11 protein-coding genes are annotated in these 13,967 nt (G+C 65.9%); 5 read left to right on the top strand and 6 right to left on the bottom strand.

Annotated elements, in window-relative coordinates:
• Window positions 1-202 precede the first annotated feature (202 nt).
• From ACZ0AV_RS13795 to ACZ0AV_RS13785, 3 genes are all read left to right on the top strand, one after another.
• The gene (locus tag ACZ0AV_RS13795) at window positions 203-1,417 is read left to right on the top strand and encodes a YeeE/YedE family protein (protein WP_499151551.1); all 1,215 of its coding nucleotides are present in this window, start codon (window positions 203-205) and stop codon (window positions 1,415-1,417) included.
• Complete coding sequence (locus ACZ0AV_RS13790; RefSeq protein ID WP_499151550.1) at window positions 1,411-2,286, top strand: alpha/beta hydrolase; 876 nt, start codon at window positions 1,411-1,413, stop codon at window positions 2,284-2,286. Before ACZ0AV_RS13795 ends, ACZ0AV_RS13790 begins: the two co-directional genes overlap by 7 nt.
• A 251-nt stretch (window positions 2,287-2,537) precedes the next feature.
• A complete protein-coding gene (locus ACZ0AV_RS13785) occupies window positions 2,538-3,911 on the top strand; it encodes an alanine/glycine:cation symporter family protein (protein WP_499151549.1) in 1,374 nt (457 codons plus the stop codon).
• A gap of 265 nt (window positions 3,912-4,176) precedes the next feature.
• Here ACZ0AV_RS13785 and ACZ0AV_RS13780 read toward each other — a convergent pair whose 3' ends face one another.
• From ACZ0AV_RS13780 to ACZ0AV_RS13765, 4 genes are all read right to left on the bottom strand, one after another.
• A complete protein-coding gene (locus ACZ0AV_RS13780) occupies window positions 4,177-5,760 on the bottom strand; it encodes a gamma-glutamyltransferase family protein (RefSeq protein WP_499151548.1) in 1,584 nt (527 codons plus the stop codon).
• Between the two features lie 37 nt (window positions 5,761-5,797).
• On the bottom strand, window positions 5,798-6,253 hold the full coding sequence (locus tag ACZ0AV_RS13775) for a GNAT family N-acetyltransferase (protein WP_499151547.1): 456 nt from the start codon (window positions 6,251-6,253) through the stop codon (window positions 5,798-5,800).
• A gap of 81 nt (window positions 6,254-6,334) precedes the next feature.
• Window positions 6,335-7,168: an amino acid ABC transporter permease gene (locus ACZ0AV_RS13770; RefSeq protein WP_499151546.1), complete on the bottom strand. Its 834-nt coding sequence runs from the start codon at window positions 7,166-7,168 to the stop codon at window positions 6,335-6,337.
• Window positions 7,165-7,986 carry an ABC transporter substrate-binding protein gene (locus tag ACZ0AV_RS13765; protein WP_499151545.1) on the bottom strand — a complete coding sequence of 274 codons (822 nt, stop codon included), beginning with the start codon at window positions 7,984-7,986 and terminating at the stop codon, window positions 7,165-7,167. Before ACZ0AV_RS13765 ends, ACZ0AV_RS13770 begins: the two co-directional genes overlap by 4 nt.
• A 111-nt stretch (window positions 7,987-8,097) precedes the next feature.
• Here ACZ0AV_RS13765 and ACZ0AV_RS13760 point away from each other — a divergent pair, with 111 nt between their 5' ends.
• Both ACZ0AV_RS13760 and glsB read left to right on the top strand, forming a co-directional pair.
• Window positions 8,098-8,997: a homocysteine S-methyltransferase family protein gene (locus ACZ0AV_RS13760; RefSeq protein WP_499151544.1), complete on the top strand. Its 900-nt coding sequence runs from the start codon at window positions 8,098-8,100 to the stop codon at window positions 8,995-8,997.
• A gap of 85 nt (window positions 8,998-9,082) precedes the next feature.
• Window positions 9,083-9,991 (top strand): glutaminase B, encoded by a 909-nt coding sequence (glsB, locus tag ACZ0AV_RS13755; RefSeq protein WP_499153363.1) that lies wholly within the window; start codon window positions 9,083-9,085, stop codon window positions 9,989-9,991.
• A gap of 102 nt (window positions 9,992-10,093) precedes the next feature.
• On the opposite strand, the gene ACZ0AV_RS13750 is transcribed toward glsB, so the two are convergent.
• Together ACZ0AV_RS13750 and ACZ0AV_RS13745 are read right to left on the bottom strand one after the other, a co-directional pair.
• Complete coding sequence (locus ACZ0AV_RS13750) at window positions 10,094-10,492, bottom strand: hypothetical protein (RefSeq protein ID WP_499151543.1); 399 nt, start codon at window positions 10,490-10,492, stop codon at window positions 10,094-10,096.
• Between the two features lie 173 nt (window positions 10,493-10,665).
• A complete protein-coding gene (locus ACZ0AV_RS13745) occupies window positions 10,666-13,950 on the bottom strand; it encodes an autotransporter family protein (RefSeq protein ID WP_499151542.1) in 3,285 nt (1,094 codons plus the stop codon).
• Window positions 13,951-13,967: the final 17 nt, after the last annotated feature.

Here is a 13,967-nt window from a genome sequence, read left to right as displayed (position 1 = left end):
TCTGCGATCGCAATGGTGGATGAAAAGAGCGTCATCCACCCTACGGCTGCTTGCGCCTTGTAATTGGCGCTTCATGCGCATAAAGACCGTGAATCGCTCGATGGCATAACCTTTTCAGCAATCGTTCTAAGCATCCGCATGCCGGGGCATCCAGGGCGGGCTAGAATAGCCGACCGTTTCAATTGGTTATTCGAAGGTCTATATGAGTCTGTCCATTCCTGCCGCAGCGCCAGCCAATCGCTCGGCTACGCCGTTGGTTGCCGTGGCGCTGCTGTTGGTCGGCGCCCTGGCCCTGACCTTTGTGGTCAGTGGCCGCCAAGCGTTGTTGTTCATCGTCGGCGGCGCGCTGGGCCTGGTGCTCTATCACGCGGCGTTCGGTTTCACCTCGGCCTGGCGCGTGTTGCTCAACGAGCGCCGTGGCGCCGGCTTGCGCGCGCAGATGGTGATGCTGGCCATTGCCGTGCTGCTGTTCTTCCCCGCTCTCTCGGCCGGCACCCTGTTCGGCGAGCCGGTCAGGGGCCTGGTGGCGCCGGCGGGTACCTCGGTGATCGTCGGTGCGTTCATCTTTGGTATCGGCATGCAGCTGGGTGGCGGCTGTGCGTCCGGCACGCTGTTCACCGTGGGCGGCGGCAATGCGCGGATGCTGGTGACCCTGCTGTTCTTCATCATTGGTGGCGTGGTGGCGACCCATCACCTGGAGTGGTGGTCGGCGCTGCCGAGCCTGCCGCCGACCTCCATCGTCAGCAGCCTGGGGCTGGTGCCGGCACTGCTGGTCAGCCTGGCCTTGTTCGCCGCCATCGCTGCGCTCAGTGCTCGTCTGGAGTTGCGCCGCCACGGCAGCCTGGAGCGTGCGGCGCCGAGTGAGCAGCAAGGCTGGCAGCGTTTCCTGCGCGGCCCCTGGCCGCTGGTCTGGGGTGCGGTGCTGCTGGCGCTGCTGAACTTCGCCACCCTGGCGCTGGCCGGTCGCCCGTGGGGCATCACCTCGGCATTCGCGCTGTGGGGCGCCAAGGTGCTGCAAGGCACCGGCGTGGACGTTTCCGCCTGGGCCTTCTGGCAGCAGCCGGGCAATGCCCAGGCGCTGGCTGCGCCGCTGTGGGAAGACATCACCACGGTGATGGATATCGGCATCGTCATCGGTGCACTGCTGGCCGCCGGCCTGGCCGGTCGCTTCGCACCGAACCTGAACATCCCGCTGCGCTCGCTGGTGGCGGCCGTCATCGGTGGCTTGTTGCTCGGCTACGGCTCGCGCCTGGCCTATGGCTGCAACATCGGCGCCTACTTCAGCGGTATTGCCTCGGGCAGCCTGCATGGGTGGCTGTGGCTGGTGGCCGCGTTCGTGGGGAACGGAGTGGGCGTGCGCCTGCGGCCGTTGTTCTTTCCCGGCGAGCGCCGCGAGGCGAAGCTCACCGGATGCTGATCGTCCGCCTGGCAAGGCCGGCCGCGCTGCTTGTCGGCGCGCTGCTGGCCCTTGCCTTGGGCGGCTGCCAGTCATCGCAACAGCGGCTGGGTGAACTGGCTGGCCAGCATGACCAGCGATTACAGACCCTGGACAGCAAGCCCTTTCCCTTGCTGCTCGCTGCGCCGGGCCATGTACCGGCCGCAGCGCGTCTGCGCGTTTATCTGGAGGGCGACGGCCATGCCTGGGCGACGCCCTCGCAGCCCAGCCTGGATCCGTCCCCGCGTGATCTGCTGGTGGCGCGCCTGGCGTTCAGCGACCCGACGCCGAGCCTGTACCTGGCGCGGCCCTGTCAGTTCGTCAGGGCTCCGGGCTGCAACACCCGGCTGTGGACCAATCAGCGCTTCGGCGCGGAGGTGCTGGGCAGCCTCGACCAGGCCCTCGACCTGATCAAGGCGCGCTATGGCAACCGCGAGTTCGAGCTGGTCGGCTACTCGGGCGGTGCCGCGCTTGCCCTGCTGCTCGCCGCCCGGCGAGACGATATCGCTGGCGTGCAGACCCTCGCCGGTAACCTGAGCCCGCGCTACTGGGCGCAGGTGCAGCAGTTGAGTCCATTAGAGGGATCACTGGAACCGCTGGATTATCCCGAGCGGCTGGCGCACATCGCGCAGCGTCATCTCGTCGGTACCGAGGACGGTGTGGTGCCCGCTGCGGTTACCCGCCATTACCTGGAGGAGCTTGGCCACGCGCCGTGTGCAGAGCGCATCGAGCTGCCAGGCGTCAGCCATCATGATGGGTGGGAAGCGGCCTGGGCGCGCTGGCAACTGCAGCCGCTGAAGTGTGTTGCAGCCGCTGCGCCTGATACCCGGCCGAGTGCGCGGCGCCACTAGAAATGCCTGAATAAACACTTCCGTACAGCTAAATATCCTGTTTTTCCGGTCCCACCCGGTGGCAAGTTGTTATAGCCTTGCCGCTCTGGCAACAATCGCTGCGCTTGCAATCGGTTGATACGCCGACCGTTTTTCAGAAATCGTGTTCATGACGCGTTTCCCGTTCGGTACCTCTCAGAGCGCTACCCGCGCCATGCCGATCCTGGCGGCCACGAGCCGTAAATGGACATAACAAAAAGGATAACCATCCGATGGATTCTTTTCTCGCTGTACTTTCCAGCATCAACAGCTTCGTCTGGGGCCCGTTCCTGCTGATCCCGCTGTTGTTGCTGACCGGCCTGTACCTGACCATTCGCCTGCGCGGCCTGCAGTTCCGCGTGCTCGGCCATGCATTCTGGCTGGCATTCGTGAAACGGTCGGAAAAAGGCGACGTGCCCGGCGACGTCTCTCACTACCAGGCACTGGCCACGGCACTGGCCGCGACCGTTGGCGTGGGCAACATTGCCGGCGTGGCGACCGCCATCGGGATTGGCGGGCCGGGGGCGCTGTTCTGGATGTGGATGACCGGGCTGCTGGGCATGGCGACCAAGTATTCCGAGGCCTTGCTGGGCGTGAAGTACCGCGTCACCGATGCCAAGGGTGAGCAGAGCGGCGGGCCCATGTACTACCTGACCCACGGTGTCGGCGGCTGGTTCGGCAAGACCCTGGGCATCGCCTTCGCGATCTTCGGCGTACTCGCCTCGTTCGGCATCGGCAACATGGTGCAGTCCAACACCGCGGCGCATCAGTTGTACGACACCTGGGGCATTTCTCCGGTGGTCAGTGGTTTGTGCCTGGCGCTGGTCACCGCGGTGGTCATCATCGGCGGCATCAAGAGCATTGGCCGTTTCGCCGCGGCCGTCGTGCCGCTGATGATCGTGCTCTACATCGCCTGCATCATCGTCGTGCTGGTGGCATTCGCCGACCGTTTGCCGGCTGCCATAACGCTGATCTTCACCGATGCCTTCAGCGGCTCGGCGGCTGCCGGCGGCTTCCTGGGGTCGAGCATCATTCTTGCCGTGCAGATGGGCGTGGCCCGCGGCATCTTCTCCAACGAATCCGGCCTGGGCACAGGCGCCATCGCGGCGGCCGCGGCGAAGACCGACAAACCGGTTCGCCAGGCCATGGTGTCGATGACCCAGACCTTCCTCGACACGCTGGTGGTGGTGACCTTCACCGCGCTGGCGATCATCGTCACGGGCGCCTGGATGCAGGAAGGCCTGAAGGGCGCGCCGATGACTGCCTGGGCGCTGGAGCAGGGGATGGGCGGCGGCTGGGGCCTCTATACCGTGGCCATCAGCGTCATGGTGTATGCGTTCACCACCATTCTCGGCTGGTCGTATTATGGCGAGCGTTGCATGGAGCGGCTGCTGGGCCGCGTCGCGGTGATGCCGTACCGACTGATCTTCTCGGTGATGGTGTTCGTCGGCGCGGTGACATCCCTGGAAGTGGTGTGGACGTTCTCCGATATCGCCAACGGTCTGATGGCGCTGCCCAACCTGATCGGCCTGTTGCTGCTCTCCGGTATCGTGGTCAAGGAAACCCGCGATTACATGAGCCGCAAGGATTGGAAAGACGCAGACTGACACATCGCTCGCCCATGAAAACGCCCCGCTGCTCAGCGGGGCGTTTTCGTTTCGGGCAGCGTGCAGCATGTAGGGTGGATCACGCTTCATCGATCCACCGTGTCGGTGGACGTGAAAAGCGACGTCCACCCTACATTGCCGATTGGCGGGCACCAGCCAGCGATTGCGGCAGCCCTCACGCAGAGCGTGAGGAGCGGTCAGCCTGCAAGCTCACCAACGAAATGGCCCCGCATGAGTGGGGCCATTTCGTTCTGCAGCCCGGGCGCTACAACCCGCAGACGCTGCCATCGCTGCGCGGGTCGGCAGCGCCTTCCAGCACCCCAGAGGGATGGCGCAGCAGCGCGCCGGCATGGCCCATGGTGTCGCTGAAGGCCTCGTCCAGTACCTCGACGATATGCCCGGCCTGCCGCAGTTGCTCGACCAACGCAGGCGGGAAGCGGCTTTCCAGTTTGAGCGTGGTGCTGACGTCGCCCCAGGTGCGGCCAAGTAGCCAGCGTGGTGCGCTGACCGCGGCCTGCAAGTCGCTACCCAGACGGTAGCGGCTGAGGATCGCCGCCTGGGTTTGGGGCTGCCCTTCGCCGCCCATGGTGCCGTAGCTGAGGGTGCGGCCATCGTCGAACAGCGCCAATGCCGGATTTAGGGTGTGGAACGGCTTGCGGCCCGGTTCCAGGGTCTGCAGCGCGGCAGGATCGAGAGAGAAACTGATCCCGCGGTTCTGCCAGGCGACGCCGCTGGACGGCAGCACGACGCCCGAGCCGAACTCCCAGTACACGCTTTGAATGAAGCTGACAGCGCGGCCCTTATCGTCGATGCAACCCATCCAGATGGTGTCGCCCGGCGCGGCCGGTTGTGGCCACGGCAGTGCGTGCTGCGGGTCGATGGCGGCGGCCAGGCGCTGCAGGTTGGCGTCGTCCAGCAGGCCTTGCGGGTCCTGCGGCACACGGGAGGGATCGGTCACCACGCGGTCGCGGATCAGGAACGCCTGTTTGGTTGCCTCGACCAGCCCGTGCACATGGGCGAAGCCTTCGGCCTGCTCGATACCGAGCTTTTCGAAGATGCCGAGGATCAGCAGCGAGGCCAGCCCCTGGGTGGGCGGCGGCAGGTTGTACAGGGTGGCGTCGGCCAGGCGCACGCTCAGCGGCTCGACCGCTTGGGCTCTGTAGCTTTGCAGGTCGGTCAGGCGCAGCGGACTGCCCAGGCGTTCGAGGTCGGCGGCCATGCTGGCGGCCAGCTCACCGCGATAAAAGTCGTCCAGGCCAGCATCGGCCAGGCGCTGCAGGGTCGCGGCCAGGGCCGGCTGGCGCAGCAGATCGCCTTCGCGCGGCGCCTGCCCATTGTGCAGGTAGACCTTGGCGAAGCCAGGCACATCCTGCAGTTCGGCCAGCTTGCTCCGGGTCAGTTGCGCCTGGCTGCGGCTGACCACGATGCCGCGGCGGGCATGGCCGATGGCATCGGCGAGCAGCTCCGGCACCGCCAGCGTTGGCTGCCAGTGGGTAGTCTGCGCCAGTGCTTCGGCCCAGCCACCGACGGTGCCCGCCACGGTCAGCGCTGCCAATGGGCCGCGGCTGGGAATCTGCGCGTGGCCGGCGTAGAAATCACGGTCGGCGAGTGCCGCGCTGCTGCCACAGGCGTCGATAGCCAAGGGCTGCTTGCCCGGCTCGTGAATCAGCCAGAAACCATCACCGCCAATGGCGTTCATGTGCGGATAGACCACCGCGATGGTCGCCGCCGCCGCGACCATCGCCTCCACGGCGTTACCGCCGGCCTTGAGCACATCGCGCCCGGCCTGGGCGGCAAGATGGTGAGGAGCGACGAACAGGCCGCCGGTGGCGTGGGTGCTTTTCAGCATGGGCGCGATTCCTCGTTATTCAGCGTTGGCGACAGGTTCACAGCAGTTTGCGGTACTGCTCGAAGCCGGAGCGCTCTCCGATGCGTTCATAGAGCAGTTTGGCCTTGGCGTTGGTTTCGTGGGTCAGCCAGTGCACACGTGAACAGCCGTTCTCGCGGGCTTGCGCATAGACATGTTCGATCAACTGGCGGCCCACGCCGCCGCCGCGTACGTCCTTGCCGATGAACAGGTCCTGCAGGTAGCAGTAGTCGCCGCTGGTCCAGCAGGAGCGATGGTAGATCCACTGCACCAGGCCGATGGCCTCGCCGTCGCGCCAGGCCAGGGCGGCGAACATCGGCTCGGCGGGGTCGAGAAAGCGCTGCCAGGTGGTGGCGCTGACATCGGCGGCGATCTCGGTCATGTAGAAGCGCTGGTAGCCCTGCCACAACGGCAGCCAGGCGGCGTGGTCGGCAGCGGTGACGGCGCGGATTTCCACAGGTATGCGGACGGTCATGGCAGGTCTCCAGAAAAGGTGGTCGACCGCCATCCTGCGATGCCTCGGCAGGCTCCGCAAGCGCGTGTGCAAGTGGGGCGACTAACGCCCGTTCAGGTAGGCCTTGCCGTAATGGCGCTCGAGGCGCGCCTGGATGAGTTCCAGGCCGATCGACAGCAGCCAGTAGATCACCGCTGCGGTGGTCAGCATCTCGATGTAGCGGTAGGACGAGCGACCATACGACTGGGCCAGGAACATCACTTCCCAGACGCCCATCACCGAGATCAGCGAGGAGTCCTTGAGCATCGAAATGAACTGGCTGGTGGTCGGCGGGATGATGGTGCGCATGGCCTGGGGCAGGGTCACCCGCCAGAAGATCACCGCCGGCTTGAGCCCCAGCGCCAGGGAGGCTTCGCGTTGGCCGGGGGCCACGCCGATCAGCCCGGCGCGGAAGATTTCGCTCAGGTAGGCGCCGTAGTTCAGCGACAGCGCAATGATCCCGGCGGTGATCGCACCCGGCACCAGGCCCAGTTGCGGCAGGCCCAGGTAGATCAGCAGGATCTGGATCAGCAGCGGCGTGCCGCGAAAGAAAGAGGCGTAAAAGCTGGCGATGCCGAAGGCCACGGCGCTCTTCGACAGGCGCGCCAGGGCGGTGACGAAACCCAGCGCCAGGGATGCCCAGATCGAGCAGAAGCACAGGAACAGGGTCAGCGCCGCGCCCTGCAGAAAACCGTTGGGCGCCAGATTGGCGCCGAGCAGGTTCGGCAGTTTGTCGAGGATGATCGACAACTTCAGGTCGAAGCTGAGAAAAAATGCCACGCACAGGGCGAACATGATCGCCCAGGTGACGTACAGGCGGGTGCGAAAGCCGAACAGGCGCTGCAGCAACGACTCGCCCGCCACAGGTGGCGGGCGAGGGGATTCAGGTGGGGTCATTGGCTGATATCGGAACCGATCCACTTCTTGGAAATGGCCGCCAGGGTACCGTCCTTGCGCAGTTCTGCGAAGACGCTCTCGACCTTGGCACGCCACTCGGCATCGTCCTTCTCGATGGCCACGGCGTTGGGTTCGGCATACAGCGCGGCGCCGGCCAGCTTGAAGCGTTTGTCCTGATCGATGCGCGGCTGCGCGGTGACCAGGTTGGTGAGGATCGCATCGAGGCGCACGCCAGCACCCAGGGCGAGGTCGTGGAAGGCCACGGTGTCGTTGTCGTACGGAGCGACCTGCACGGCGTCGAACGGGTATTGCAGCGGCTTGTCTTCGGCACCTTCGATAACCAGGTCCTTGTTCAGGTAGCCCTCGTAGGACGAGGCGCTGGTCACCCCCACCTTGAGGCCGGAGAGATCCTTGGCGGACTGGATGCGCTCATCCGCGGCGTTGACCACGATCACCGCGGGTGAGGCGTAGTAGGTAACCGGGAAATCGAACACCTGGGCGCGTGCCTGGCTGGGCGTCATCGAGCAGATGCAGATGTCGTAGCGCCCGCTCCAGCGGCCCGCGGCGATCACGTCCCAGGAGGGCGTTTCCAGGCGCAGTTTGACGCCCAGTCTGTCGGCCACCGCCTTGGCCACGTCGACGTCGAAGCCGTCGAGCTGATTCTGGTCGTTGAGGAAGGAGAACGGCGGGTAGTTTTCCATCAACACGTTGACCAGCTCGCCGTTCTTTTCGATACGGTCCAGGGTCGGGCCTGCCAGGGCCAGGTTGCAGAAGGAAGCGAGGGTCAGGCCGAGGGCCGCGATTAGCGTGGTTTTCACAGGATTCCTTGAGCACGAAAGAGGTTGTGACAGGCAGGGATGGCGTATTAAATAGTTATAAACCCATGCGTCCAAATGAATTGAATGCATATCGATATGACTGGAGCTTATATGGCCGACCAACCTTTGATCCTGCTCGATGGCGGCATGGGCCGCGAACTGCAGCGCCGTGGTGCGCCGTTTCGCCAACCGGAGTGGTCGGCACTGGCCCTCACCGAGGCGCCGGAGCAGGTAGAAGCGGTGCATGCTGCGTATATTGCCGCCGGTAGCCAGGTAATCACCAGCAACAGTTATGCCGTGGTGCCCTTTCATATCGGCGAGCAACGCTTCGCGGGAGAGGGGCGTGCGCTCGCCGAGCGTGCCGGGCAACTGGCGCGCAACGCGGCGGATCGCGCTAGCTCGCCGGTCCGCGTCGCTGGTTCGCTGCCGCCACTGTTCGGCTCCTACCGCCCCGATCTGTTCCAGCCGGAGCGGGTCACCGAGCTGCTCACGCCGCTGATCGACGGGCTGGCAGCGCATGTCGACCTGTGGCTGGCTGAAACCCAGAGCGCCATCGCCGAAGCCCGTGCGATTCATGCCCATCTGCCGGAGGACGGCAAGCCGTTCTGGCTGTCGTTCACCCTGCGTGATGAGGATGTCGATGATGTCCCGCGTCTGCGCTCCGGCGAACCGGTCGCCGATGCGGCCCGCGCAGCCGCAGAGCTGGGCGTCGAGGTGCTGCTGTTCAACTGCAGCCAGCCGGAGGTTATCGGTGGCGCCATCGACGTGGCGCGCGAGACCTTCGCGAGTCTCGGCGCCACGGTCGCCATCGGCGCCTACGCCAACGCCTTTCCGCCGCAGCCCGAAGAAGCCACCGCCAACGATGGCCTGGACCCACTGCGCGAAGACCTCGACCCACCGGGCTATCTGCGCTGGGTCGCCGACTGGCGCGCCCGTGGCGCCAGCCACCTTGGCGGCTGCTGCGGAATCGGCCCGGAGCACATCAGCGTGCTGGCGCAGCGCCTGAACTGAGCGGCCGCATGTGCTCCGGTTGACGATCCTGGCGTCTAGACAGGATCGCTCCGGCGCCATGCCGAGCCTCGTCGAGAGTCTGAACATGCAAGCATTGCTCAATGAAATCCTCGATCAGGTCAGGCCGCTGACCGGCCAGGGCAAGGTGGCCGACTACATCCCCGCGCTGGCCGATGTGGCGGCCGATCAGTTGGGGATCGCTGTCTACGGTAACGATGGCGAGCTGTTCACCGCCGGCGATGCCCGCACGCCGTTCTCGATCCAGAGTATCTCCAAGGTGTTCAGCCTCGTGCAGGCCATCCAGCACAGCGGCGAGGCCATCTGGCAGCGCCTCGGCCACGAGCCGTCCGGGCAGCCGTTCAACTCGCTGCTGCAGCTGGAACTGGAGAACGGCCGGCCACGCAACCCGTTCATCAATGCCGGTGCACTGGTGATCAGCGACATCAACCAGTCGCGTTTTGCCGCGCCGGTGCTGTCGATGCGCGATTTCGTGCGGCGCTTGTCCGGCAACCCGCAGGTAACGGTGGACAACCGTATCGCCGAGTCGGAATACCAGCACCGTGCGCGCAACGCGGCCATGGCCTACCTGATGCAGTCGTTCGGCAATTTTCACAATGATGTGGAAAAGGTGCTGCGTGGCTACTTCAGCCACTGCGCGCTGAGCATGAGCTGCGTCGACCTGGCCAAGGCCTTCTGCTTCCTGGCCAGCGACGGTTTCTGCAAGCACAGCGGCGAGCAGGTCCTCAGCGTGCGGCAGACCCAGCAGGTCAATTCGATCATGGCCACCAGCGGGCTCTACGACGAAGCCGGCAACTTCGCCTATCGCGTCGGCCTGCCGGGCAAGAGTGGCGTGGGCGGCGGCATCGTCGCAGTGGTGCCGGGGAAGTACACGATTTGCGTCTGGTCACCGGGGCTCAACGCAGCCGGCAACTCGCTGGCCGGCATGGCCGCGCTGGAAGTGCTCAGTGAGCGGATTGGCTGGTCGGTGTTCTGAGCGGCTTCGATGGCCTGCAAGACCATCGAGTGACGCATGGGGGACCGAAGCAGGTTGCCGATCCCCCGGGGCTAGTGGGCTGCCAGGGCGGCAGCCTCGCCATCACTGGGCGTCGCGGTAGGCTTTGCGCAGCATCATCAGGTCCTGATCGGTGCAGGTCCCGGCTACCGGGGTGGTCAGGTCATAGCACGGGTGGCGAAAGCCCATCGGCCAGTAAATGATGCTGTAGGGCGGCCAGAAGATCGACACCACGCGAAAGCGCGTGCTCAGCCGGCCTTCGGAGATGGGCTGGCCGGTGGTGGTGCTGGTCAGTTTGTACGGCACGCCGCCAGCACGGTTCCAGAAGAACGGACGAATCTTCACCAGGCCTTGCGGGTGCTGTTCGGCACGCTCGTTGATGCTGACGGTGCTTTGCTCCGGCAACTTGAAAAAGGCTTTGGTCGAGCAGCCGGTGATGGCCAGGATGAGCAGCAGGAATACGCTGGAGCGAAGCAAAGGCATGGGACGTCCTTGTATGTCAGTAGGCAGGAAAAGAGGCTGGCTTCCGTCAGCCGGGCGCGACTATACCGGCTCGTCGCGCCACGTTCCATGACCTGTGCCACACATGCCGGCAAATTGCTCGCACGGCGAGCGGTTGGCACGCGCCGCGATGCCGGCAGCGCCCCCGCCGGTAATCAGAAGCGCAGCTGCCACTGCGCGACCAGGGCATGGTTCTGGGCACGGCTGCCGTACTCGCCACTGTAACCCAGGCCCAGGCGCTGGCCGTTGCTGATGCCGACGTCCAGACCGGCTTCGGCGAGCAGACTGTCGCGGTCCAGGGCGGTGCCTTCGACGCTGAACGCATTGCCGCCGCTGAGGAAGGATTGCCGGGCCTGGCTATTGAGGTCGCCATAGGTGTGGCGCCAGCCGAGGCTGGCGCGCGGGGTGACGCTCATGCCGTTGTCCAGGGTGCCGAGATGGGCCAGACGCACGCCCAGGGTGCTGCTGACATGATCCTCCTGCTGGCTCTCGACACGCAGCGCCGCATCGCCGCCTTTCTCGGCATAGGATGCGTGGCGGTAGCGCTGGTAGCCCACGGCCGCGAAGGGTTCGGCGAGCAGTCGCGCGCTGGCCAACTGGTAGCCCAGCTCCGCGAAGGCCTGCTGACTGTTGGCGGTGTAGTCGCCACGCAGGCGGTCGCTGAAGCCGGCGAACGTCACCTGTCGCGTGCTGCTGTTGTCGTGATGGCTGTAGGCAGCACCCAGACGCAGCGCCAGGGGGCCATTCTGGCGCAGGGCATAGATGCCCAGGTGCAGGCTGTCGATGTCGCTGGAAACGCCCGGGCCGGCATCCACATCGGTACGCGCATAGCCACCCAGCACACCGACCCGCCAGGCCGGGTCGACCGCCCAGTCGGCGCCCAGTACCGCGCCGCGGGTATCCTGTGTCAGGTCGGCAGCGCCATTGCTGCCGTCGAGTTTGCCGTGGCTGCCAAGGCCCTGCAGCCAGAGGCGACCTTCAGCACGTGGGTCGTTGAGGGTGCGGGCATATGGCGCAATGCCGTTGGCGGCCAGCAGCGGCCCATCGTCGCGCAGCAGGGAGGCCTGCAGGTCGTTGCCGCCCATCTGCTGCATGGCGCCCAGCATGCTGCTGCCCACCTGCGCGCTGCCGGCCAGGCTGGCGGTCATCAGGCTGGCGTTGCTGCTGGCGCTCAACTGGTCGATGGCGTTGCCGGCCGCATCGAGGCTGCTGGTCAGTAGCGCGTTGTACAGCGTGCCGCCGCCCTGGGATTGCAGTGCGCTTGCCGCGCCTCTGCCGTTGGCGGTGCGTGCCAGGTCGGCGAAACCGCGGTCATTGCGGGTCAGGGTCAGATCCACGCTGTGGGTGGCGTACTGCAGGGTCGGTGTGAGGAAGGCCAGGCTGCTGCCGAGATCGGCGAAGGTGCCGGTGATCGCTCCGTCGGCCTGGAGAACCTGATAGCGGCTCTGCAGCGGGTAGTCCCCCGCAATGGCGTCGATGCGCAGGCTCGCTCCGCTCAACGCCACATTGCCGCCTACCTGCAACGTAGTGCTGGCTCCGCTGGGGCTCACCGCCAGCGCCAGGGTCGAGCCGCTGGCCAGGTCGAGGTTGCCGCTGATGCTGCCACCGCCGAAGGTTGCACCACCGTCGACCTGCACATCGCCTTGCAGGACGCCCAGGTTGAGCAGGCTGGCGCCGCTGTAGATGCGTGTGTTTGCACTGAAGTCGTTGCTGTTCAGGCTCCAGGCGCCGCTGCGTACGTCCAGGTTCTCGAAATTGCGGCTGTTGGCGAAGCGGCCGCCTGCAGCATCGTCAAGCGTCACGCTGTCGGTGCCTGCACCGCCATCGACCACGCCGCTGAAGCGCGCGGTGGAACGCAGCGTCAGGTTGTCGTCGCCGTCGCCCAGGTCCACGGCGAGGCCGTTGAGACCTTCGATCAGCCCGGCGTTGGTCAGCTTGTCGTTGCCGGCGCCCATTTGCACGGCAGCCGCCGCAGTGTTGCTGCCCAGTTCGTCGACCCGGACGGTTTGCAGGCCGCCACGGATGATGCCGCTGGCCTCGTTGATCAGCACGTCATCGTAGCTGCCGACCAGGCCGATGCCGACCTTGTCGGCGCCGGTGATGTCGCCAGCGTTGACGATATGGGCGACGCCACCGTTGGCCGCTTTGTCACCGAGGGTGCCGCGCCCGGTCGGGTGCTCGCTGCCGTTGGCGCCGTCGTCGACCAGGATGCCGGCGCTCTGCCCGAAAATCGTCGCGCCGGCCAGGTTGCGGATGGTGCCGCCACCCGCGGCGATGCCGTCGCCACCATTGGGGCGGCCGCCGGAATCCAGGCCGCCGGCCCCCAGGCCCTCGATGCGACCCTGGTTTTCGATGTAGGCAATGCCGTCGATGTCCACGCCGTCACCGTCGCCATTGTCGATGGTCAGGCCCAGGCCTTCATGGTCGTAGATATTTCCGGCGCCGGCATAGCGGCCGCTGATCAGGCCGTAGTTGAACACCACCCCGTGGCCGTCCAGGCCTACACCCGAACCGTTCCTGCCGATCACGCTGCCGTCGGCGTAGTTGATGACCACCGGGTTGGCGATCTGCACGTTTTCGGTGGTGACTCCCGCGACCACCTTGTCGAAGCTCACCCCGCTGTCCGTTGCCGAGCGGATCACCAGGCGCTCGAGGCCGGCCAGGTGGGCATCGGCGTCGGCTGCCAGCGCTGCACCGCCGTCGATGCCGTGGCGCGGCCCTTCGATGCTGCCGTGGTTGAGGATGGCGACATTGGCGCGCTGGTTCTCGATGGCCACGCCATCGGCAGCCGAGTAGTCATTGGTGCACTGGCTGCTCAGGTAGCCTGGGCAACTGGTGTTGACCGTGCCGGTGGAAAAAATCCGCCCGTAGTTGGTCAGGGTGAAGTTGTTGCCCAGGCGCAGGGCATCATTGCCCGCCGAGCTGATCACGGCGTCGCGGTTGTTCTGCGCGCCATTGATGATCTGGTTGCCGCTGCTGGTATAGGCGGCGTCGGCCTTGATCGCCCGTTCGCCGTCAACCGCCTGGCCGCTCTGGGAGAGGGTGCCCTGGTTGTCTATGCGGTACTGACCGCCGGTGCGGTTGAGACGAATGGCGACGTTGCCCACCGCGTCGATGGTGGCGCCCGCCTGGTTGTTCAGGGTGAAGAGCGGGTTGCCGTTGTTGGCGTCGATGGCACGGGCGGTGCCGGTCTGACGGATATCGCCGGCGTTGGTAAGGGTCGTATTGCCGGCGCGCACCGCCACGGCCACGCCATCACCGGCCACGCTGAGCGAGCCGCCGCTGGCCACGTTGCCAGTCTCACCAGCCTCCAGGGTCTGGCCGCTGCTGCTGATGGAGCCCGTAGCGACATTGAAGCTGGCGCCGAATGCCGGGCTGACGATGGCGGCCTGCAGGGCCAGAACGAGGGGAAGCGGGCGCAGCCGTAGGGAGCTCGACATCGTGGGGACCAGTCGTA

This window comes from Pseudomonas sp. AC532, assembly GCF_979258965.1.
Note: the sequence above shows the minus strand (reverse complement) of the source record. Positions and strands in the feature narration are given on the sequence as shown.

Bases quoted from the DNA above. Each gene is read 5' to 3' on its own strand.
- ACZ0AV_RS13795 (WP_499151551.1), top strand. From the start codon at position 203: ATGAGTCTGTCCATTCCTGCCGCAGCGCCAGCCAATCGCTCGGCTACG.
- ACZ0AV_RS13790 (WP_499151550.1), top strand. From the start codon at position 1,411: ATGCTGATCGTCCGCCTGGCAAGGCCGGCCGCGCTGCTTGTCGGCGCG.
- ACZ0AV_RS13785 (WP_499151549.1), top strand. From the start codon at position 2,538: ATGGATTCTTTTCTCGCTGTACTTTCCAGCATCAACAGCTTCGTCTGG.
- ACZ0AV_RS13780 (WP_499151548.1), bottom strand. From the start codon at position 5,760: ATGCTGAAAAGCACCCACGCCACCGGCGGCCTGTTCGTCGCTCCTCAC.
- ACZ0AV_RS13775 (WP_499151547.1), bottom strand. From the start codon at position 6,253: ATGACCGTCCGCATACCTGTGGAAATCCGCGCCGTCACCGCTGCCGAC.
- ACZ0AV_RS13770 (WP_499151546.1), bottom strand. From the start codon at position 7,168: ATGACCCCACCTGAATCCCCTCGCCCGCCACCTGTGGCGGGCGAGTCG.
- ACZ0AV_RS13760 (WP_499151544.1), top strand. From the start codon at position 8,098: ATGGCCGACCAACCTTTGATCCTGCTCGATGGCGGCATGGGCCGCGAA.
- glsB (WP_499153363.1), top strand. From the start codon at position 9,083: ATGCAAGCATTGCTCAATGAAATCCTCGATCAGGTCAGGCCGCTGACC.
- ACZ0AV_RS13750 (WP_499151543.1), bottom strand. From the start codon at position 10,492: ATGCCTTTGCTTCGCTCCAGCGTATTCCTGCTGCTCATCCTGGCCATC.
- ACZ0AV_RS13745 (WP_499151542.1), bottom strand. From the start codon at position 13,950: ATGTCGAGCTCCCTACGGCTGCGCCCGCTTCCCCTCGTTCTGGCCCTG.